Genomic DNA, 20,518 nt, shown 5'->3' with positions numbered 1-20,518 from the left:
AGTTTAGAGGAGTTTCAAATATTGAATTCTTCCTTTTTAGACTCTCAAATATCTATGGCTAAAATTTTAACCTCCCCAGATAGTAAGACTGATCCCTAAAAACTTCGTGAAAAAGGTGATTGCCAAAAAAATAAAAAAAGCACTTAGAAAATCTAAGTGCTTTCAAACAGAGCCCCTTGCCGGGATCGAACCAGCGACCTACTGATTACAAGTCAGTTGCTCTACCAGCTGAGCTAAAGAGGCGTTTCCCGTTTAGGTGGTGCAAATATAGCCTTACTCTCTTTTACTCCAAACCCCAAACCTGATTAATTTCGCAAAAAACGCTATCTCTCAGATTTTGAGAAGGAAAAATTTAAAATTCTTTCAGAATCGTAAGCTTCTTCTTCAACTTATCAATCTCCTCTTCGGCTTTTTGGATCTTAATATCAAATTGATCTTTCAATTTGTCGGCCGTCTTTGAGGCAGCAAAGAATTCCAGGTTGTTTCTCCACAGGGTAATGCTGTTTTCCAAATCAGAAATCTGCTTACGGATACCGTGCTCTTTTTTGTTGAGCGTCTTAATGGCATTTGGATCCGATTGGATACGGTTCAGATTCAGTCTGAAGAGGAAGTCTTCCCTGCCCGTTCCACTTGGATCAAGCTTTCCGAGGTATAGATCGACCGCCTCTTTAAAATGATTCTGGACCTCCTTGATATTCTTTCGAGGCACAAAGCCGATTTCATTGAACTCCGCGACAAATCCACTCAATTCCTCTTCGCTTAGATCGTCGCCTGAAGCTGATTGCTTGATTTTTTGGATCAGTTCCTGCTTTAGTTTGAGATTTTGATCAAATTCCGTATTGGCTTGCTTATTAGAATTTCTTCTGTTTTCGAAGAAGGAATCACAAGCTGCTTTGAACCTTTTGTATAAAGCATCTCTGTTTTTCTCCGGGGTTGGTCCCAGCTTTTTCCATTCTTGCTGCAGCTTTACCAACTGATTGGCAGTACTTTGCCAATCGGTATTTTCCATTAATGCTTCCGCTTGGGAAATTAGCTCTTCAGCCTTCTTTTGGTTGGCAGCCCGTATTTCATCCAGTTCTTTGAAGAACATGTTCTTGTGATGAAAAAACTGCTTGAAAGCAGCCCAAAAAGCCTTATTGATTTCTTTTCCAGCTTCTTTTGGAACAGGTCCTGTTCTTTCCCAAGCCTTTTGAATTTCTAAAATTTCCTTGGTTTTGATATTCCAGTCTTTGATCCGATCAGCTTTGAAATCTCCAAATGGAGTCAACATAGCAATAAGCGCTTCCTTATCTGTCTGATTCTTCTTGAATACTTCCTTTTGACTTTCGAAAAACTCTTTTCTCCTATCATAGACAGCATCTGAGGCAGCTTTGAAACGCTGCCAAAGGGATTCCTGCTCATCTCTCGGCACGGGCCCTATATGCTTAAACTCTTCATGAAGTTCGTTGAGTTGGCGAATGGCCTCTTTCAGATCTTTGACGTCTTTGAGGCTCTCAGCTTTTTCACAAAGCTCTACCTTGCTTTCGAGATTCTTCTTCCGGTCAAGCTCCTTTAGCTCAAAATAGATGCTCCTATTGTCATAAAAGCGATCCATCAGCGCATTAAAACTCGCCCATAGATTTCTATTCTGGGATGCTGGTACCGGACCAATGGATTTCCATTCTTCTTGAATAGCTTTGATGGCCCCCATACTGAGGGTCGTCTCTTCCCCGTCTACCAATTCCCGAAGCTTATTTAAAAGCTCGTTTTTCACAAAAAGATTCTTTTCCTTTTGTCTTTCTGCTTCCTTACGAAGCGTATTGAGTTGATATCTAAAATCGTTGAAGACCTTATTGAATTCTTTTTCTTCTTCATGAAGGCGGTATTCAAAATCATCCTCAGCCCCCCCTTCCGCTTTGAATTTTTCAAGCGCTAATTCGGTATCCTTGGCCACCAAATCATCAAAAGCGGCCTTAATTTCATGAGCAAGTTTGTCCAGCTTGAGGACAGCTCCGTGGTGAATTTTATCCTTGAGAAGTTTTAGAAGCTGAACCTTGGTCAAACCACTGAGGTCAGAATGTTCTTCCGAATGATCTTCCTCATCTTCAGAAGGATGGTCTTCACCTTCTTCTGTTTCAGAAGACGTTGGCGGACTTGCTGATTCTGGAGATTCAGAAATTGACTCAGAACTAACTTCTTCCAAGGAAACTACCTCAAGAGATGAATCATCAGAAGATGCTGGATTTTCTATGTTTTTAGTGTCTGGCTCAGCAGAAGATGCTTGAGGTTCTGCTGCACTTTCATTACCTTTTACTTCCTCTCCAGAAGCTTGGGTCACCTTGTCTTGTTCAGACAATTCGTTACTTTTCTCGGTCATAAAATCGATACTATTTCAAAGCAATATGGGCAAAAGTAGGCATTTTGCCTAATTTAATCTCGGGTCCAGGGGATAATTTGCAATTACCTTAAACTCCCCTCCCATGTTTTTCAAAAGAACTTTCCAGAGCTCTTCCGGACTATTGTCCAAGATTTCTTCATCTATTTTTTCCTCACAAATTATCCATGTTTTGTCCGAAAGCTCATCCGAAAGCTGACCGGGACCCCAGCCGCTATATCCCAGAAAAAACCGAACGGACTCAGCCGACAAGGTTCCTTTTTTGAGGTTTTCAACTAAGGCCTCAAAATCGCCTCCCCACCAAAGTTTATCCCCAATCATGATGCTATCTTCCAGAACTTTTTCTCCAAAATAGATGAAATGAAGCGTATTCTGCTCCACAGGACCTCCTACAAACACCTCAGCCTCCAAGAATGCCAATTCTTCTACCAATTCATTCAAATGTAAAATGGAAGGTTTATTCAAAACCAAACCAAAACTACCTTCTGAATTGTGTTCACAAAGAAGCACTACAGACCTAACAAAATTTTCATCCTGTAAAAATGGCTCCGAAATAAGAAGGTTTCCCGGGATAGGAATTTTGTTGGGATCGGTATTCATAGTTTGTCTTGAAAATTCTCGAAAAAGATAAGTTTAAATTTCAAAAATGCAATGTCAATCGTAGTTTAGTATCCATTAAAAATCCAACAGGAAAACTTATGAAACTTTTCGAGATCAGAAAAGAATACACACTTAAATCATTGGATATCAATGATGTAAGCACAGACCCATTAAGACAGTTTAAATCTTGGTTTGAAGAAGCCGTAGACGCTGAGGCCTTGGAGGTAAACGCGATGTGTCTTTCAACTCTTGGAAAAGATGGTTTTCCCAACGGCAGAATCGTACTCCTAAAAGAACTTGATTCTGGTTTTGTGTTTTTTACCAACTATGAGAGTGATAAAGGAAAAGAGCTTGATGCAAATCCAAAAGCTTCATTAACGTTTTTCTGGCCAGAAATAGAGCGTCAGATAAGGATACAGGGGGAAGTCTCCAAAGTAAGCGAAGCTGAATCGGATGAGTATTTTTTTTCAAGACCCTACGGCTCTCAAATCGGAGCATGGATTTCAGCTCAAAGTCGAGAAATCTCCGGAAGGCAAGAGCTTGAAGAAAGACAAAAAGAAACTGAAAATCGCTTCCAAAAAGTCCCAATGGAGCGTCCTGGACATTGGGGAGGGTATCGATTGCAGGCCCGCCGCATTGAATTTTGGCAGGGTCGCCCAAGCCGACTTCATGACAGAATCTGCTATGAAATTCAGGATTCGGGAGAATGGCGGATCTCCAGGCTATCGCCTTGATTATCTGAGATCAAATAAATCATCCACTCCAATATAGCGCTCCACCGTAAATCCCTCTCCATACTTGGTCATAATTCGATGACCAAGTTCTCTGGCACGTGATTCAATAAAAGGCAAAAACTCAGGAGAAGAAATAAAGCTTGCAGGCTCTTCACTTTCAGGATCAAAAAACTGAGACTTAAAGGCTAAAATACTGGCTACTTTTGTGTCCCAATAAGAGGAAATATCCACAATAAAGTCTGGCTCGATGTAATTATTTTGAATGTAATGGTAGACAAATTTTGGTCTCCAAGCTTCCTGCTCCATTCCATTTACTTCCGTTTCAATTTTTCGCAAACCACTCATAAAGCAGGCATTGGAAGCCAATGAGGCACCTTTTCCATGATCCGGATGGCGATCAGTAATTGCATTTGCCAATACGATTTCAGGCTGGTACTTCCGGATGATTTTGATCAATTCGAGTTGGTGGGCGTCATCGTCCTTAAAAAAAATATCCTTGAAGCCCATATTTTCCCGAGCAGACAAGCCTAAGATTTGGGCTGCTTCGTCAGATTCTCTAAGGCGAATTTCCGGAGTACCCCGGGTGCCCATTTCTCCATGCGTCAAGTCTACGATTCCTACCTTGTATCCTTTGGCAACGTGAGCCGCAATTGTACCCGAACAGCCCAATTCCGCATCATCCGGATGGGCAGCAATTACCAGAATATCCAATTTTGTCATACGAATTTGAATTATTTCACACGGAGATTTTGACCAATTCTCAAAGTAGTTCTTGTAGAGATTCCATTCAGTCTAGTAATCTGTGAAATGGGAACTCCATATCTTTTGGCAATCGCTCCCAAGGTATCCCCTCTTTTCACTCGGTGATAAGCTGCAGCTCTGGCTTTGGCAATATGACCGAAAAGATCCTTTGAAACAAGTAGTTCCTGTTTAGACAATTCCCCTTTTTCAAAGTCATAGACAGTCTCTGGATCAAAGGCTAGTCCTTTGTATCTCAATTCATAATGTAAATGTGGACCGGTACTCCTTCCTGTCGAACCACCCTTCCCTAAAAAATCGCCGGCTTTTACCTCTTGTCCGACTTCTGCAACATGTTTGGAAAGGTGACCATATAAAGTTTCTAACCCGTTTTTATGTCTAACCACATAATAATACCCATAGCCGTATCGGTCATAAGCCCTAACTCTAACGATCCCGTCAAAAGCTGAATAAACAGGATCACCGGTATTCAAGTCCAGGTCAGTTCCGGAGTGCATTCTACCCCATCTAGGACCAAACCTGGAGTTGACCAATAAGTAATCAAGGGGCATCTTCCAATTCTGGCCATATTTTAAGTCATATAGCTTAAGGACTAGACTGTCTTGAAAATTTCTGATATCCAGATTATAGATATCCACTTTTTTGCTATCCCAACTAGAAAAATATTCAAATGCCGTGACCCAAATACTATCGATTTGAATTTGCTCTGAAATCTGAATAAGCTGATTGGTGGGAGCCCAACTCATGGCAAATGGGTCTTCACTAATGATGGATCTTATTCGGGAAAGATTCACATTGTTCTGAAAAAGCAAAGAATCCGTCTGAGTGGATAACGTCTTGAGGTAACTTTCCTGATCAAATTCTCGAAGCTCAATATTTCTCCTCTCCTGGGTTGGGCCAGATGTGTTCGGGTTTTTTTTGATAATCTTAGGAAAAACTTGAGCATTGGCCTCAAAAAGACCAATGCTCAAGATAGAACCCAAAATAAACTTAAGAATATAACTCCTCATTAATCGGATTTAGTGAATTTCGTGTGCTGCCAGGAAGCGTTCTGCGTCCAAAGCTGCCATACACCCTGTTCCGGCGGCTGTTACAGCCTGACGGTAAACATTATCTTGGGCATCGCCACAAGCGAAAACCCCTTCTACATTAGTTTTGGTAGTGCCGGGAATAGTTTTGATATATCCAGCCGAATCCATATCGATGAATTCCCTGAATATTTCTGTGTTTGGCTGATGACCAATAGCAACAAAGAAGCCAGAAATTGAAATTTCCCGGATTTCACCTGTTTTATTGTTCAAAATTTTCACACCGTTCACTTCCTCTTCCCCTAAGATTTCCTCCGTTTCGGAATTCCAGAGAATTTCAATTTTCGGATTATTCTTTACCCGATTCTGCATGATTTGGGAAGCTCTCATTTCATCTCTTCTTACGATCATGTAAACCTTGGAGCAAATATTTGCCAAATATGAAGCTTCTTCACAGGCAGTGTCTCCCGCACCTACGATGGCAACCTCCTGTCCTCGGAAAAAGAACCCATCGCAAACGGCACAAGCTGATACTCCCTTACCGTTCAAACGATTCTCACTTTCCAATCCCAACCATTTTGCTGAGGCTCCAGTACTGATGATGACTGTATCGGCATGCATAATCTTCTGATCATCCACGGTGATCACATGAGGTCTGGAGGAAAAGTCCACTTTGGTCACCATTCCATAACGGACGTCGGTGCCAAATCTTTCAGCTTGCTTTCTAAAATCTTCCATCATTTCGGGTCCCATAATTCCATCAGGATACCCCGGATAATTTTCTACATCTGTAGTGATGGTAAGCTGCCCTCCAGGCTGTGCTCCGGTGTAAAGGACAGGTTTCATTCCAGCTCTTGCGGCGTAAATCGCTGCGGTGTACCCCGCTGGACCCGATCCAATGATCAATACTTTGACCTTTTCAATTTCTTGGTTCATTAATAGCTTGTATTAATCGGTTAAATTTTGTGATTTCTTAAGTTGTAACAAAACTGGGAAAAGTTAAAATTCCCAAAAGTGAGGATTGTTACTAATTGTCAACGAAATAAAATCCACTACCCCTGGGAAATAAAAAAGGGGGCCTAAAGCCCCCTAGATTCTTTTTTATCCCAAGTAAGGTTTGAGGGTCTTGCTTCGGGAAGTATGCCTCAATCTTCTGATTGCTTTTTCTTTGATCTGCCTAACGCGCTCTCGAGTCAGGTTAAACTTCTCTCCGATTTCTTCCAAAGTCATGGCATGCTCTCCATTCAGCCCAAAGTACAAGGTGATGACATCGGCTTCTCTCTGAGTCAAGGTAGAAAGCGCTCGCTGTACCTCTTTTCTCAATGAATCATTCATCAAACCGTCATCGGGTTTTTCATCCCCGTCATTTTCCAATACGTCCAATAGACTATTTTCTTCACCCTGAACGAAGGGAGCATCCATGGAGACGTGACGGCCTGAAATCTTCATCGTATCCACTACCTCGGAAGCAGTCACTTCAAGAACTTCCGCCAATTCCTCCGGGGATGGCTCTCTCTCAAATTTCTGCTCCAATTCACTGAATGTTTTGGAGATTTTATTCAAAGAACCCACTCTGTTTAGAGGAAGACGAACAATTCTTGATTGCTCTGCCAAGGCCTGTAGAATGGATTGTCTAATCCACCATACGGCATAGGAAATAAACTTGAAACCTCTGGTTTCATCAAACCGTTGGGCAGCTTTGATCAAGCCCAAGTTGCCTTCATTGATCAAATCACCCAAAGAAAGTCCTTGGTTTTGGTATTGTTTAGCTACTGAAACCACAAATCGAAGATTGGCTTTGGTCAGTTTTTCCAGAGCAAGCTGATCACCTTCCCGGATTCTTTTGGCCAATACTACCTCTTCATCAGCTGTCAACAGATCTACTTTTCCAATCTCCTGAAGGTACTTGTCCAGTGACTGTGATTCTCTGTTGGTAATCTGTTTGCTAATTTTTAGCTGCCTCATTCAGGGTTAATATTTGAGAAATGGATGTTTTATTCAATAAGTTAGTCAATCGATCAATCAAGCTTAGCTTTTTACCTCGGGTTTTTCAGGCTTTGGCAGAAGGATTTTTCTGGACAACTTGAATTTGCCGGTTTTTTTGTCGACATCAATCAATTTAACCATAATTTCTTCTCCCGGTTCAAGAACACCGTCCATGCTTTCCAGACGCTCCCACTTAATCTCGGATATATGGAGTAAACCATCCTTACCGGGCATAAATTCCACGAAAGCACCAAATGGTTGAATATTTTTTACTTTTCCTGTATACACCTCTCCTATTTCAGGTTGAGCCACGATAGCTTTGATACGACGAATGGCTGCATCCATATTGGTTTGGTTTGCAGAAAACACATTGATCTTACCTTGATTGTCAACCTCTTCGATCACAATGGTAGTGGAGGTATCTTTTTGGATTTCCTGAATCACCTTCCCTCCCGGGCCAATCACTGCTCCAATCAATTCCTTAGGAATCCACATCATGAATGATCTAGGAGTATGAGGCTTAAGGTCTGGCTTAGGAGCAGCAAGGGTTTTGGTGATTTCTCTAAGAATATGAAGCCTGCCTTCTTTGGCCTGGTAAAGTGCTTCTTTCAAAACAGAGTAATCAAGTCCCTCTACTTTAAGATCCATTTGGCAGGCAGTGATACCTTTTTCAGTTCCCGTTACTTTAAAGTCCATATCGCCTAAGTGATCTTCATCCCCAAGGATATCTGAAAGAATGGCATATTTACCAGTCTTGGAATCAGAAATCATACCCATGGCAATACCGGTCACAGGAGCTTTGATCTGTACACCTGCATCCATCAAAGCCAAAGAACCGGCACATACTGTCGCCATTGAAGATGATCCGTTAGATTCCAAAATGTCGGAAACAATACGGATGGTGTATGGATTTTCAATTTCAGGAGGCAAAACCTTCTTTAATGCTCTCATGGCCAAGTTACCATGACCTACTTCTCTTCTTCCAGGTCCACGGTTTGGCTTTACCTCCCCTGTGGAGAATCCGGGGAAATTGTAGTGCAGATAGAACTTATTGTAACCAGAAATCACGGCACCGTCTATCATTTGCTCGTCCATCTTGGTACCCAAGGTACAGGTAGTCACGGACTGTGTTTCACCTCTTGTAAAGACAGCAGAACCATGTGCGGAAGGTAAATAATCCACCACAGACCAGATAGGTCTTATTTCATCCAGATTTCTTCCATCCAATCTCTTTTTGGTCTCTAGAGTAAGATTTCTAGCGGCCTCTTTATGAATTTTATGGAAATAAGGACCAATCAAACTTGTCTCAAATCCATGTTCTTCTCCAAGACTTGCTACAAAAGAATCTTTAATTTCTTTGACAAGAGCTGATCTCTCTGATTTATTGGCAATCTGACGGCTTACGGCTTCAAAAAGTCGATCATAAAGCTCGGCTCTCATTTTATCGTAAAGAGCCGGATCGGATTTTTCATGGCAGTATTCTCTTTTCTGCTCTTTACCTACCAATTTGGTAAGTTCGATTTGAGCTTGACAGTGACGCTTGATTTCCTCATGCGCAAACTGAAGCGCTTCTACCATTTCATCTTCCTGGATTTCTGAAGCTTCACCCTCTACCATCAAGATATACTCGAGTGATCCTGCTACGATAAACTCAAGAGAAGCCTTGGAAAGAGCCGCTGGAGTGGGGTTAATCACAAGCTGCCCGTCAATTTTAGCTACTCTCACTTCTGAGATTGGGCCGTTGAACGGGATATCAGAAACAGCCAAGGCAGCCGATGCCGCAAGACCTGCAAGTGCATCTGGCAATACCTCCTCATCATAGGACATCAACGTGATGGCCACTTGGGTATCGGCATGGTAATCATCAGGAAAAATCGGTCTGATCGCCCGGTCTACGATCCGGCTAATCAACACTTCGTAGTCAGAAAGTTTACCTTCTCTTTTCAAAAATCCACCGGGAATCTTACCTGAAGCGGCAAATTTTTCCTGATAATCTACTGATAAAGGTAAAAAGTCCACACCTTCCAAGGCGTCTTTTTTGGCAACTACTGTAGCCAACAGCATTGCTTTTCCCATTCGCACAACTACTGAACCGTCTGCCTGTTTGGCTAAAGCTCCGGTCTCAATGATAATTTCTCTACCATCCTGTAGGGTGATGGATTTGGTGATCAAATTTGGTAACATAAATACGTGTTAGAATTAAAGCGTCTTATTGATAAAAAGTCTGGTTCATCGGTTAAAAAGAAAAAAGTAAGGTTCTCAACCAAGAGAACCTTACTGAAAGGATTATTTTCTGATTCCGAGCTCGGCAATGATTGCTCTGTAGCGCTCGATTTCTCTTTTATGGAGGTAGTCTAGTAGACTTCTTCTTTTACCTACCAGTTTCATCAACCCCAATCTGGAGGAGTGATCTTTCTTATTTGACTTCAGGTGCTGAGTCAAATGTTGGATTCTGTGTGTAAAGAGGGCAATCTGTGATTCAGGAGATCCTGTATCAGTAGCAGATTTTAACCGTCCATGATTTTTAAACAACTCTTGTTTTTTCTCTGATGTTAAATACATGTTTAGCTAAATTTTAATTAAAACAGCTACAAAGGTATGGTTTTATATTCAAATATAAAATACCGACCTCAAAATGAAGCTGAAGTCAAAATAGATTTACTTAAGCAATTTGATCCATTTCGTATACTTCCAAAAGTATCCTTGTTACTATCGACTTTTCGCTCAAGTAAAATATTGGCTTAGTCCTTTTGATCATATAGGCTCATCTGGAATTTCTGATTGGCCTGATTAGATATTTCTTCAATTTTTAAGGATTCTGTTTTTGAACCAAACTGGCACCAAGTCCATCCTGAATTAACACTTATTGCAACTATTGATCCGATGATAAATTTGGAAGATGCTGTCTTTGTACCCGACACCGGTCCTTTATTAGGTAAAGGCCCATTCTAGGAGGCCCGTAATCCTTTCCATCGGTTAACTCCACCCGAGAAAATCTCTGGAATTTAAAATCAAGATATCTTTAGGGATGAATGTTATGAACGCCTCACTTTTTTTTGCCCATAATTTTCTCCAAAATGGATGAGTAAAAATCAGCCTCAAACAATCTGGCATCCTTTCTGGCTTGCCGTAAAAAAAACAATCCGAAAGGAAGTAGGCATAAGTTGGAAAAAATCGTCCCAAAGAAGGAATCTGTCACCCCTTCTTTTGCCCACTTCTCCCCTGTAATGGTCAGCATATAAAAAAGAATAAAAAAGATAATGGAAATCAAAACAGGCATCCCCAATCCTCCTTTTTTGATGATCGACCCCAATGGTGCACCGATCAAAAACATCAAAAAACAGGCAATGGCTTGGCTGTACTTTTGATACCAAGCGATCTCGTACCTCCTGTATTCTCTCATGTGTCCATCTACCTGACTCATTTTGATGTTGAAGGAATTCTTCAGGTTTCTGGAATTGTTGAGGGCCATGGTAATCGCATTGGTGATATAGCCACGCTTGTATAATAGAGAGTCCAAAACCTGCTTTTCCTCTTCTGTGAGCCGATCTGTTCTGACCGTTTTGATTTTTGGAGGCGCAATTCCAGATGTATCTACTGTCGTTATGATTTCCGACGGACTAGCAGATGAATCATTTATTACTTCTCTCCTGGCGCTTAATTTTTTCAAAAAAATAGAATCAGATTTAGGTGTCTCCGCAACTGTTTCCAAAGAAATCGAAGTCTCCTGAATCTGCGTTGAATCCGGTGATATTCTTTGCCCGTTGAGGGAAGATCTTGCTAATTGGATAGAGTCATTCAGGGAACGCTCCTTCTCAATTTTGATCTTCCTCAAGGTATCATACTTGGCTTTTTGAACCGTAATCTCCTCGGAAGGAAGCAATTTTCTGTTCCTGGTGAAAAAAGGATAAATGCTGGTGGCAGTGGTATAGTTTTGATATTTCAGATCATTGACCATATAATTTATGGAATCCAACCCATGCCTTATTTCTTTGATGTTTTTAATTGCTCTATTGGTAGACCATTGGTCTTCCGGAGTCCTGCTCAATTTGAAAGCAGCCAAGTCAAACACCATTACATTTTCAAGGAATTTAGTTCTTGAAAACTCCACAGGAGGTTCGCTTATACCTCTGGTAGACCTTGACTCTTTATAATTATGCCCATTGTAAAGAGTCAGTTTCATATAGGTATCATTATAAAAAGTCTCCATCCGGCCTGAATCCGCCAAGGTCACACTCAAGTTTCCCTGTCCATCGGCATGATTATAAATGATAATATCCTGAAGCCGAACGTCGTCTAGTTTTCGATTGACTTTGATACTGTAATTTGGAATACCTGCATAAAAAACACCCTCTTTGATATCCAATGAAGGGGATTTCATCCTAATATCATAGAGTAAACTGAAGGTCTTTAGATTTACTTTGGGAACAAGATAGTTGTTGGATAAATAAGCCAAAATGGTCAGTCCAACTGCAAAAATTCCAATAGGTCTCAATGCCCTGGTCAGGGAAATTCCACTGCTTTTGATTGCTGTCAATTCAAAATGTTCTCCCAAGTTTCCAAAAGTCATCAAACTGGAAAGCAACACAGCAAGTGGCAAAGCCATGGGTGAAATACTAATGACGAAATACCCGATCAGTTCTAAATAAATCCAAAACCCAAGCCCTTTACCAAAGATCTCATCAAAGTATTTGAGCATGTTGACAATCAATAAGATAAAGTCAACCACGAGAAAGGTTAAAATAAAAGGCCCTATAAAAGAGCCAAGAATAAGCTTATCCAGTTTTTTCATTAGAGCAATCTTCCCCGACAAAGAAAACGAATTTCTAGGTGACGAGTTTAATTTGGCCGTGTAGGTAATTTACCCACCGATAATTTCCTTTAGCTTACCGACCATACCTTCCCAGATCGCTTCCAATTCATCTTCCTGGTAGTCATTTGAATAATCGATAATTTTCAAAAATAAGGATTGGGTAAGTTCATTTTCCTCCAGTTTGAATTCGATATAAGAATGATCAGAACTATCCGGGTTTTTTGGATCAAAAAAATCAAATTTCACATGTGCATTTGATCTTAGAGCGACAAGCTTGGCATAGTGGTCTTCATTGTCAAAATTAAAGATGTAATTCTTATCCTCATCGATCCGTACCTCATCTGCAAACCACTCCTCTAATCCACTAGCCGTACTTAAATAATGAAAAACAATCTTCTTGGAAGCATTTATTTGATAATCAGCGACAAATTTACTTTTAACCATGACTGGACATTTTGGGGGTGAAAATTTCACACTTTTTGTTTGAACCGAACTTGCATTTCAGAGTGCAAGACCTCATATTTGCATTCCCTTTCGGAAAGGGCAAAAGTCGTAAAATTTCACAAGGAAATCCGACTTATTTTGAGATTTGATGGTGGTTTAAGTTAACCAATAATTTCAAAAACCCACATGTCAGCGGATTTATTTAAAATAATTTGGCGAGGTATCCCGATTGTTATCGGGAGTAGGATTCATATCCGCCTCGGCGGACACGGGTTCAACTCTCGGTCCAATTTGAAATAATGAAATTTATGGCGAGGTATCCCGATAGTTATCGGGAGCAGGATTCATATCCGCCTCGGCGGACACAGGTTCAACTCTCGGTCCAATTTGAAGTAATGAAATTTATGGCGAGGTATCCCGACAGTTATCGGGAGCAGGATTCATATCCGCCTCGGCGGACACAGGTTCAACTCTCGGTCCAATTTGAAGTAATGAAATTTATGGCGAGGTATCCCGACAGTTATCGGGAGCAGGATTCATATCCGCCTCGGCGGACACAGGTTCAACTCTCGGTCCAATTTGAAGTAATGAAATTTATGGCGAGGTATCCCGATTGTTATCGGGAGTAGGATTCATATCCGCCTCGGCGGACACAGGTTCAACTCTCGGTCCAATTTGAAGTAATGAAATTTATGGCGAGGTAGCTCAGTTGGTTAGAGCGCAGGATTCATAACCCTGAGGTCACGGGTTCAACTCCCGTCCTCGCTACAAAGGCTTCCTTAATCGGAAGCCTTTTTCTTTTTCAGCCTATGGATTCGTTTGTCGTTTACATTCTTTTTTCTCCTAGTTCTGGAAAGACCTACACCGGAATGACCTCTGACCTGATCACTAGATTCCATTTCCATAACTTCAAATCTACTAAAGGATTCACGATTAGGTACAGACCTTGGATAGTTGCTCATGTTGAATTTTTTGAGTCAATAATAGAAGCCATGCTACGGGAGAAAGAATTAAAAACAGGAACAGGGCGGGATTGGGTAAAAAGGACCATTCTTCCAAAATTTAACTCAGTTGGTTAGTTCGCAGGATTCATATCCGCTACGCCACGGCGCACAGGCGCGGCGGACACGGGTTCAACTCCTCCCGAAAATTTTCGGGACTACAAGGCTTCCAGAAATGGAAGCCTTTTTCTTTTTGATTCTCTATCAATTTTTTAAAAGTGTCTCTTCTTGCTATTTTTCTAAATGACATTACCAAGCCAACCCGAATCTTATCTCTACCCTCCTGAAAATTTTCTGGCACGATTGAGATTTCTGGGCCCAGGACTCATTCTTTCTGCATCGATTGTTGGTTCGGGAGAGTTGATCGCTACCACTCTACTGGGTGCAAAAGGCGGCTTCATTGCCTTATGGGTAATTTTGGTGAGCTGCCTGATCAAAGTCGCGATTCAGGTGGAATTCGGTAAAAATGCCATTCTTTCAGAGCGGAGTCTAATGGGGGACTTGAATTCATGGTCACATGCTCCATCTGGGCACTGGTCGATTTGGGCAATTGGTATACTGACCCTATTTAAGATTCTTCAACTCGGGGGGATGATTGGAGGAGCGGCCCTAGCGCTTTCTTTGATTTTCCCAGTTTTACCCATTGGGCTATCTCTTGCGATTTTAGGTTTAATTCTGCCTTTCTTTTTTGTCAAAAACTATTATCCATTGATCGAAAAAACCGCATCATTCATGGTTTTTGGATTTACAATTTTTACAATAATTTCCTTTATCGCTGTATTTTTCACTCCATATGCAATTACTTGGGAGGAAGTATCCTCTGGTTTGAAATTTCAACTTCCTCAAGAGTTACTATTTGTTGCCATAGGTGCTTTTGGAATCACTGGTGTGGCGAGTGATGAGATCATCGCATATGCCTATTGGTGCAAAGAAAAAGGATATGCCCGATATGCAGGACCTAATGATGGCAGCGCAGAATGGATTATCAGAGCCCAAGGCTGGATTTCTATCATGAAGTTGGATGCCTTAGTAGCAATGATGATTTACACCTTGGTTACAGCTGCATTTTATCTATTGGGCGCTTCAATTCTATATGGAAAAGAAAGCCTTCCAGAAGGGACTGATTTGATTGTTTCCTTATCGGGTATTTATACTGAGTCTCTGGGAGACGGAGCCAAGTTCATTTATCTTATTGGTGGATTCTTTGCGTTGTATTCCAGTGTTTTTGCCACGTTAGCTTACTGGACTAGGCTTTTTCCGGATATTCTGATTCATCTCAGGTGGATAAAAGAGGGGAATTCAAATCTTTTTGTTCGGGTATTGGCCTTTGGATTTCCTTTGGCTTGGATGGTGGTTTTTTGGATGGTCCAACAGCCTGGAGCATTAGTCCTCATCGGGGGTTTAATCGGTTCCGTACTACTCTTGATAACGGTCTACATTGGAATCAATTTCAGAAGAAAAAATACCGCTTTGGGATTTGGAAACAGCCTTTTGTCCCAGCTGTTTTTCTGGCTGAGCGTGGCTTCCATTCTGGGTGTTTCGATTTATGGAATCATACAGGCAATAATATAAAAAAAGCCTTCCCGCTTGGGAAGGCTTCCATAAAACAAGGTAGTGCCGACCTTATTTTACTCTTTCAACTACAGCTTTGAATGCCTCTGGGTGATTCATTGCCAAGTCAGCCAAAACCTTTCTGTTCAGTTCGATTTCTGCTTTCTTTAACAATCCCATCAATTGAGAATAGGAAACACCGTGCTCTCTCGCACCGGCGTTGATACGCTGAATCCACAAAGCTCTGAATTCTCTTTTCTTTGCTTTACGGTCTCTGTAAGCGTACTGAAGACCTTTCTCGTACTTGTTTTTGGCTACAGTCCACACGTTTTTACCTCTTCCGAAGTATCCTCTTGTGGCCTTTAGCACTTTTTTTCTTCTTGCTCTTGACGCTACCGCGTTTACGGATCTAGGCATAATTTTTTGTTTTTTGACACTTGGTGTCCCATTTAGGGATCTTTTTTACCAAAGCATCTGGTGAATAAATAAACCTTAATTTTTAAAGAACTAAGCTGAAAATCAGATTCTCAACATATCTCTAACTCTACCTTCATCGGAAACATGTACCAAACCGGTTTTGGTAAGGTTATGCTTTCGCTTGGTAGATTTTTTCGTCAGGATGTGGCTTTTGAAAGCGTGTTTCCTTTTGATTTTACCGGTACCTGTGAGGGTAAACCGCTTCTTTGCACTGGATTTGGTTTTTACTTTTGGCATTTTGCTGTATTTAGTTGGTTGAAATTATTTCTTATGAGGCTTCGGAGCGATGAAAATATTCATCCGCTTTCCTTCCAACTTCGGCATCTGCTCCACCATACCTACATCTTCCAAAGCTTGTGCAAATTTCAAAAGCAACATTTCACCCCGTTCTTTGAAGACGATCGTTCGTCCGACAAAATGAACATATGCTTTAACTTTTGCACCTTCTTTAAGAAAGTTGATGGCATGTTTCAACTTGAAGTTGAAATCGTGGTCATCCGTGTTAGGTCCGAAACGAATTTCTTTTAAAACAACTTTTGCGGCATTCGCCTTGATTTCCTTCTGCTTTTTCTTCTGCTCATACTTAAACTTCGCATAGTCGATGATTTTACAAACAGGAGGTTCGGCATTAGGGGAAATCTCAACAAGGTCTAACTCATTGTCTTGAGCTAGTTTGATGGCTTTTTCTGTTGGAAGTACGGCATTGCCCCCTTCTACAAAATCACCTACTACCCTTACTTCACGTACTCTAATCTTATGATTGATTCGATAGGGTTCTTCTTGTCTTCCTCTTGGCTGCTGTGGTCTTTGATTCAAGTTAGCTATGGTTGTTTTAAATGAAATTGCCTGCAAATATCGGAATTATTTCCAATTCAAAAAACGGAATAAAATTCTAAACTTTTACTCCTTGCTTAATGATTGAGAAATAATCCCTTGAAAATACTCAATAAATTCCTCTAGTGAAAGGCTCCCTAAGTCCCCCTGACCATGTTTACGGACAGCGACTTTCCTTTCCTCCTGCTCCTTTTCGCCTACTATGAGCATGAAAGGAACCTTTTTCACTTCAGAGTCCCTGATCTTTCTACCGATCTTCTCATCTCTGTTGTCAATATTTCCGGTAATTCCCGCATCTTCCAAAATACCTTTCAGCTCTTCGGCATAACTGATGTATTTTTCAGAGATCGGAAGAATATTGATTTGCTCAGGAGCCAGCCAAAGTGGGAAATCTCCGGCACAATGCTCAATCAACACTGCTACAAATCGCTCTAATGAACCAAAAGGTGCGCGGTGAATCATTACCGGGCGGTGTTTTTGATTGTCCGAACCGATATACTCCAGTTGGAAGCGGTCTGGGAGCTGATAATCCACCTGGATCGTGCCCAACTGCCACTTTCTTCCCAAAGCGTCCTTCACCATAAAGTCCAATTTGGGGCCATAAAATGCGGCTTCGCCTAATTCAGTAACAGTCTCAAGGCCTTTTTCAGCAGCTGCTTCGATGATGGCAGATTCTGCCTTTTCCCAAGCCTCGTCAGTTCCGATGTATTTCTCCCGCTTCTCCGGATCTCTCAACGAAATCTGAGCGGTATAATCCTGAAATCCTAGGGCCTTGAATACATAGAGCACCAAGTCAATCACTTTGATAAACTCCTCTTTCACCTGATCGGGACGGCAGAAAATATGTGCATCATCCTGAGTAAACCCTCGAACCCGGGTCAATCCGTGCAATTCTCCGCTCTGCTCGTAGCGATAGACCGTTCCAAACTCAGCATAGCGGATCGGAAGATCTTTGTACGATCTTGGCTTGTGCTTATAGATCTCGCAGTGATGAGGGCAGTTCATCGGCTTCAATAGAAAAGCCTCCCCTTCATTTGGAGTCATGATTGGCTGGAAGGAATCCTTGCCATATTTCTCATAGTGACCGGAAGTCTCGTACAGCACTTTATGCCCGATATGAGGCGTAGTTACCTGCTGATAGCCAGACTTATCCTGTGCTCTTTTCATAAAAGCCACCAATCGCTCTCTCAGTAAAGTACCCTTGGGAAGCCAAAGGGGAAGTCCCATGCCTACTTTTTCTGAGAAGGTGAAAAGTTCCAATTCCCGACCGATCTTTCGGTGATCTCGCTTTTTGGCTTCCTCCAACAGGGTCAAGTAATCTTTCAATTCTTGAGCCTTTGGAAAAGTAACTCCGTAAATACGGGTAAGCATCTTACGCTTCTCGTCTCCTCTCCAGTATGCTCCTGCGATATTGGTCAGCTTGACGGCCTTAACAAAACCTGTATTCGGGATATGTGGTCCACGGCAAAGATCAGTGAAGTTTCCTTGCTCATAAAAGGTAATCGTACCGTCTTCCAGCCCTTCCAAAAGATCTAATTTGTATTCATCGCCCTTTTCTTGGAAATAGGCGATGGCATCCTGTTTGGATACCTCTTTGCGGATGAACTCACTTTTTTGCTTGGCCAGTTCGATCATTTTGGCCTCAATCTTCTCTAGCTCCTCTCCTTCCAGTTTGTGGTCCCCAAAGTCCACATCGTAATAGAATCCTGTTTCGATGGGCGGACCGATTCCGAATTTGATGCCAGGATAAAGAGCTTCCAAGGCTTCGGCCATCAAGTGGGCAGAAGAATGCCAGAACGTGTTTTTCCCTTCCAGGTCATTCCAGGTGAGCAACTGAAGGGTGGAATCCTGTTCAATGGCTCGGGTAGCATCCCAAACCTGACTGTTGACTTTGGCGGCTAGAACATTCCGGGCCAAACCCTCGCTGATACTGGCAGCAATCTGTAGTCCGGTAGTTCCTTTTTCATACTCCCTTACCGAGCCATCGGGAAGGGTGATTTTGATAAGTTGTGACATGTAATTTTCGTTTTCTGCCCATACAAACAGGCAGGTGGTTTAAGCTGCAAATATGCATAACCATCCTTCAAAGGAAAAATTTAGGGGAAAGGAATGTAGGAAGGAATCTCTATTTCTTTACAGAATAAATGACCAAAACCGGGTTTTCCGATTCCCTTGCATCTTCCGCCACTTGGACCCAATCCCTTCCCAGGCTTTTTCGATAGGATTCAAAAGTCTCCTGACCGAGCTCTGATTCCTTTTTTTGAAGCACTTTGAAAAGGTCTCTGCCTGGAACATTAAAACCGACAATTCCTTCTTCAAACTGATAAAGGATAGAATAAGGATCGAAACCTCCATCCAGATCATTTTGTAAACGGCCTTTAATTACATGAGATTCTTTGCTTTTTCTGTCATAAAACACATTGAAAAAACTTTCTTCGTATTTGAATCCGGAATAAAAAAATGTCTCGGTCAAATACCATTGGTGTGGGATGAAATAGAGCTTAGCTTTTTTGTTGATAAAATCAAGTTCCTGAATAGGGTCCAAATCACTGAGCCTTTTCATTTCTCCCATACTTTGGGCATACTTTCCGAAATCAAAAAACAGTTTGGGTACAAACTTTCCCCCTTTCACCTGCCAAATCGTATCCTGAAATGCCATTCCCAAGAAAATATCCCCTTCCAGTTTAAGGAAATTATATCTGCTTGGATAATTCCCAAAGTACCCTTCCTCCTGAAACGGGAAAAACGCAGTGGAATCCTTAAAACTTTCATTCACACTCCTCACAAAAAAATCACCTGGTTCACGGGTATTGGAATAGAAATAGTATCGCTCCGTCTTCTCAGAGTAAATGCCAGAACTTACGCGTTTTTCCAGTTTTTCCTCTCGAAGAAATTTTCCATCCAAGGAAAACCACATCAATTTCGGAGGATAAACGCCCAACAATAAGAGCTCATCCTCGACTATAATCGCGTCATCAAAGTCAAGGTACTTTTCAGGTCCCTCTCCATAGGCTCGGATTTTCGACAGAAGGTTTCCGGATCGATCAAAAATTTGGATACATCTGCAACCAAAAATGTCCAACGTAATAATTTTATCCTCATGAAAAAAAATCTTTTGCAAGCCTGCATTCAATTGTGCATCGGCTGAATCATCCTTAAGCCAGATGTATTCGACTTCCGGCTCGAAAAATTCAGATAGCTTCCCCTCTCTCGCTTTGGAAAGGTCAATTTCTATTTTCTCTACATCCTGAGTATGTTTAGATACCCCCTTAGGATCTGAAGTGCAGAAAGTAAGTGTGAATAAAAAATAGATTCCAACTCTTAGGTTCCTTCTTATCATATTCCTAATCTAGGAAAAATTCATAAATAACCTAAAAAATAATTTACACAAATACCTTCACACGAAAACGCTTCCCACCCGGCATATCAAAGCAGGTCCCTCAATAGAAAAAGACCATTCAGAAAAACTTCAAGATATTTTTACTCATTTCTCAAATCCCAGTTAGGCAGAACAAAATCCAATCAGCTAACTCTAAAAACTCTTTCCAAAACTCAATCCTGCAAAATTTGGCGTAAAAATCCAATCCTCTCTCCCTCCTACAGGAACTTTGAAAATGGGGTATAGCCAACTCTAAAAAAAAATCCACCTTCGGGTTTTTGGTATCTATAACCGATTCTTAATGGAATTAGAGAACTAAACACCAACTTATCTTCTAATTCTGAGGTTTCAGCATTAAAATTTAAGCTTGTAGCAATATGAGGGGTTCCGCCTATACCTAATTTAAAGTGATGCTTGCCTCTTCCTAAAAGTCCAGAAACTTCTATAAGAATCGCAGGATTTAAGAACCGTCGAGCCATTAACACGGTCTGCCCAAAGTGAAAAACCAATACTACCCATCCCTTTGATGGCACCATTC

19 protein-coding genes and 2 tRNA genes are annotated in these 20,518 nt (G+C 41.4%); 4 read left to right on the top strand and 17 right to left on the bottom strand.

Annotated features, from left to right (window positions below; genetic code table 11):
* Window positions 1-170: 170 nt before the first annotated feature.
* From CLV31_RS16055 to CLV31_RS16045, 3 genes are all read right to left on the bottom strand, one after another.
* Window positions 171-243 (bottom strand) — tRNA-Thr (locus CLV31_RS16055).
* A 109-nt stretch (window positions 244-352) separates the two neighbouring features.
* The gene (locus CLV31_RS16050) at window positions 353-2,356 is read right to left on the bottom strand and encodes a DUF349 domain-containing protein (protein WP_111393922.1); all 2,004 of its coding nucleotides are present in this window, start codon (window positions 2,354-2,356) and stop codon (window positions 353-355) included.
* A gap of 48 nt (window positions 2,357-2,404) precedes the next feature.
* On the bottom strand, window positions 2,405-2,974 hold the full coding sequence (locus tag CLV31_RS16045) for a YqgE/AlgH family protein (RefSeq protein ID WP_111393921.1): 570 nt from the start codon (window positions 2,972-2,974) through the stop codon (window positions 2,405-2,407).
* A gap of 98 nt (window positions 2,975-3,072) precedes the next feature.
* Between CLV31_RS16045 and pdxH the strand changes: the two genes are divergently transcribed.
* Window positions 3,073-3,708 carry a pyridoxamine 5'-phosphate oxidase gene (pdxH, locus tag CLV31_RS16040; protein ID WP_111393931.1) on the top strand — a complete coding sequence of 212 codons (636 nt, stop codon included), beginning with the start codon at window positions 3,073-3,075 and terminating at the stop codon, window positions 3,706-3,708.
* Here the strand turns inward: pdxH and bshB1 are convergent, their stop codons facing one another.
* From bshB1 to CLV31_RS16000, 8 genes are all read right to left on the bottom strand, one after another.
* Window positions 3,709-4,428, bottom strand: coding sequence for a bacillithiol biosynthesis deacetylase BshB1 (gene bshB1, locus CLV31_RS16035; RefSeq protein WP_111393920.1), 720 nt, complete (start codon window positions 4,426-4,428; stop codon window positions 3,709-3,711).
* An 11-nt stretch (window positions 4,429-4,439) separates the two neighbouring features.
* Window positions 4,440-5,477 carry a M23 family metallopeptidase gene (locus CLV31_RS16030; protein WP_111393919.1) on the bottom strand — a complete coding sequence of 346 codons (1,038 nt, stop codon included), beginning with the start codon at window positions 5,475-5,477 and terminating at the stop codon, window positions 4,440-4,442.
* A 9-nt stretch (window positions 5,478-5,486) separates the two neighbouring features.
* The gene (trxB, locus tag CLV31_RS16025; RefSeq protein ID WP_111393918.1) at window positions 5,487-6,431 is read right to left on the bottom strand and encodes a thioredoxin-disulfide reductase; all 945 of its coding nucleotides are present in this window, start codon (window positions 6,429-6,431) and stop codon (window positions 5,487-5,489) included.
* A 165-nt stretch (window positions 6,432-6,596) separates the two neighbouring features.
* Complete coding sequence (locus CLV31_RS16020) at window positions 6,597-7,460, bottom strand: sigma-70 family RNA polymerase sigma factor (protein WP_026954085.1); 864 nt, start codon at window positions 7,458-7,460, stop codon at window positions 6,597-6,599.
* A 63-nt stretch (window positions 7,461-7,523) separates the two neighbouring features.
* Window positions 7,524-9,665, bottom strand: a complete 2,142-nt coding sequence (pnp, locus tag CLV31_RS16015; RefSeq protein ID WP_111393917.1) for a polyribonucleotide nucleotidyltransferase — start codon at window positions 9,663-9,665, stop codon at window positions 7,524-7,526.
* Between the two features lie 102 nt (window positions 9,666-9,767).
* On the bottom strand, window positions 9,768-10,043 hold the full coding sequence (gene rpsO, locus CLV31_RS16010; protein WP_111393916.1) for a 30S ribosomal protein S15: 276 nt from the start codon (window positions 10,041-10,043) through the stop codon (window positions 9,768-9,770).
* Window positions 10,044-10,527: 484 nt separating this feature from the next.
* A complete protein-coding gene (locus tag CLV31_RS16005; protein ID WP_111393915.1) occupies window positions 10,528-12,273 on the bottom strand; it encodes an LptF/LptG family permease in 1,746 nt (581 codons plus the stop codon).
* Between the two features lie 69 nt (window positions 12,274-12,342).
* Complete coding sequence (locus CLV31_RS16000; RefSeq protein WP_111393914.1) at window positions 12,343-12,738, bottom strand: START-like domain-containing protein; 396 nt, start codon at window positions 12,736-12,738, stop codon at window positions 12,343-12,345.
* Between the two features lie 694 nt (window positions 12,739-13,432).
* Between CLV31_RS16000 and CLV31_RS15990 the strand changes: the two genes are divergently transcribed.
* From CLV31_RS15990 to CLV31_RS15980, 3 genes are all read left to right on the top strand, one after another.
* A tRNA-Met gene (locus CLV31_RS15990) sits at window positions 13,433-13,506 on the top strand.
* A 41-nt stretch (window positions 13,507-13,547) separates the two neighbouring features.
* Window positions 13,548-13,817: a GIY-YIG nuclease family protein gene (locus CLV31_RS22300; protein ID WP_111393912.1), complete on the top strand. Its 270-nt coding sequence runs from the start codon at window positions 13,548-13,550 to the stop codon at window positions 13,815-13,817.
* Window positions 13,818-13,982: 165 nt separating this feature from the next.
* Window positions 13,983-15,311, top strand: coding sequence for an Nramp family divalent metal transporter (locus CLV31_RS15980; protein ID WP_111393911.1), 1,329 nt, complete (start codon window positions 13,983-13,985; stop codon window positions 15,309-15,311).
* 51 nt (window positions 15,312-15,362) lie between these two features.
* Here the strand turns inward: CLV31_RS15980 and rplT are convergent, their stop codons facing one another.
* The 6 genes from rplT to CLV31_RS15950 all read right to left on the bottom strand — a co-directional run bounded on the left by rplT (window position 15,363) and on the right by CLV31_RS15950 (window position 20,459).
* A complete protein-coding gene (gene rplT / locus CLV31_RS15975) occupies window positions 15,363-15,707 on the bottom strand; it encodes a 50S ribosomal protein L20 (RefSeq protein WP_077350132.1) in 345 nt (114 codons plus the stop codon).
* 102 nt (window positions 15,708-15,809) lie between these two features.
* Window positions 15,810-16,004, bottom strand: a complete 195-nt coding sequence (rpmI, locus tag CLV31_RS15970) for a 50S ribosomal protein L35 (protein ID WP_111393910.1) — start codon at window positions 16,002-16,004, stop codon at window positions 15,810-15,812.
* A gap of 24 nt (window positions 16,005-16,028) precedes the next feature.
* Window positions 16,029-16,610, bottom strand: a complete 582-nt coding sequence (infC, locus tag CLV31_RS15965) for a translation initiation factor IF-3 (protein ID WP_353850340.1) — start codon at window positions 16,608-16,610, stop codon at window positions 16,029-16,031.
* Between the two features lie 57 nt (window positions 16,611-16,667).
* Window positions 16,668-18,617: a threonine--tRNA ligase gene (gene thrS / locus CLV31_RS15960; RefSeq protein WP_111393909.1), complete on the bottom strand. Its 1,950-nt coding sequence runs from the start codon at window positions 18,615-18,617 to the stop codon at window positions 16,668-16,670.
* A 109-nt stretch (window positions 18,618-18,726) separates the two neighbouring features.
* Window positions 18,727-19,941, bottom strand: a complete 1,215-nt coding sequence (locus CLV31_RS15955; RefSeq protein ID WP_111393908.1) for a 6-bladed beta-propeller — start codon at window positions 19,939-19,941, stop codon at window positions 18,727-18,729.
* Between the two features lie 257 nt (window positions 19,942-20,198).
* Window positions 20,199-20,459: a hypothetical protein gene (locus CLV31_RS15950; RefSeq protein ID WP_111393907.1), complete on the bottom strand. Its 261-nt coding sequence runs from the start codon at window positions 20,457-20,459 to the stop codon at window positions 20,199-20,201.
* Between the last annotated feature and the right edge of the window lie 59 nt (window positions 20,460-20,518).

Source organism: Algoriphagus aquaeductus, from assembly GCF_003253485.1.
Classification (GTDB): Bacteria; Bacteroidota; Bacteroidia; order Cytophagales; family Cyclobacteriaceae; genus Algoriphagus; species Algoriphagus aquaeductus.
Note: the sequence above shows the minus strand (reverse complement) of the source record. Positions and strands in the feature narration are given on the sequence as shown.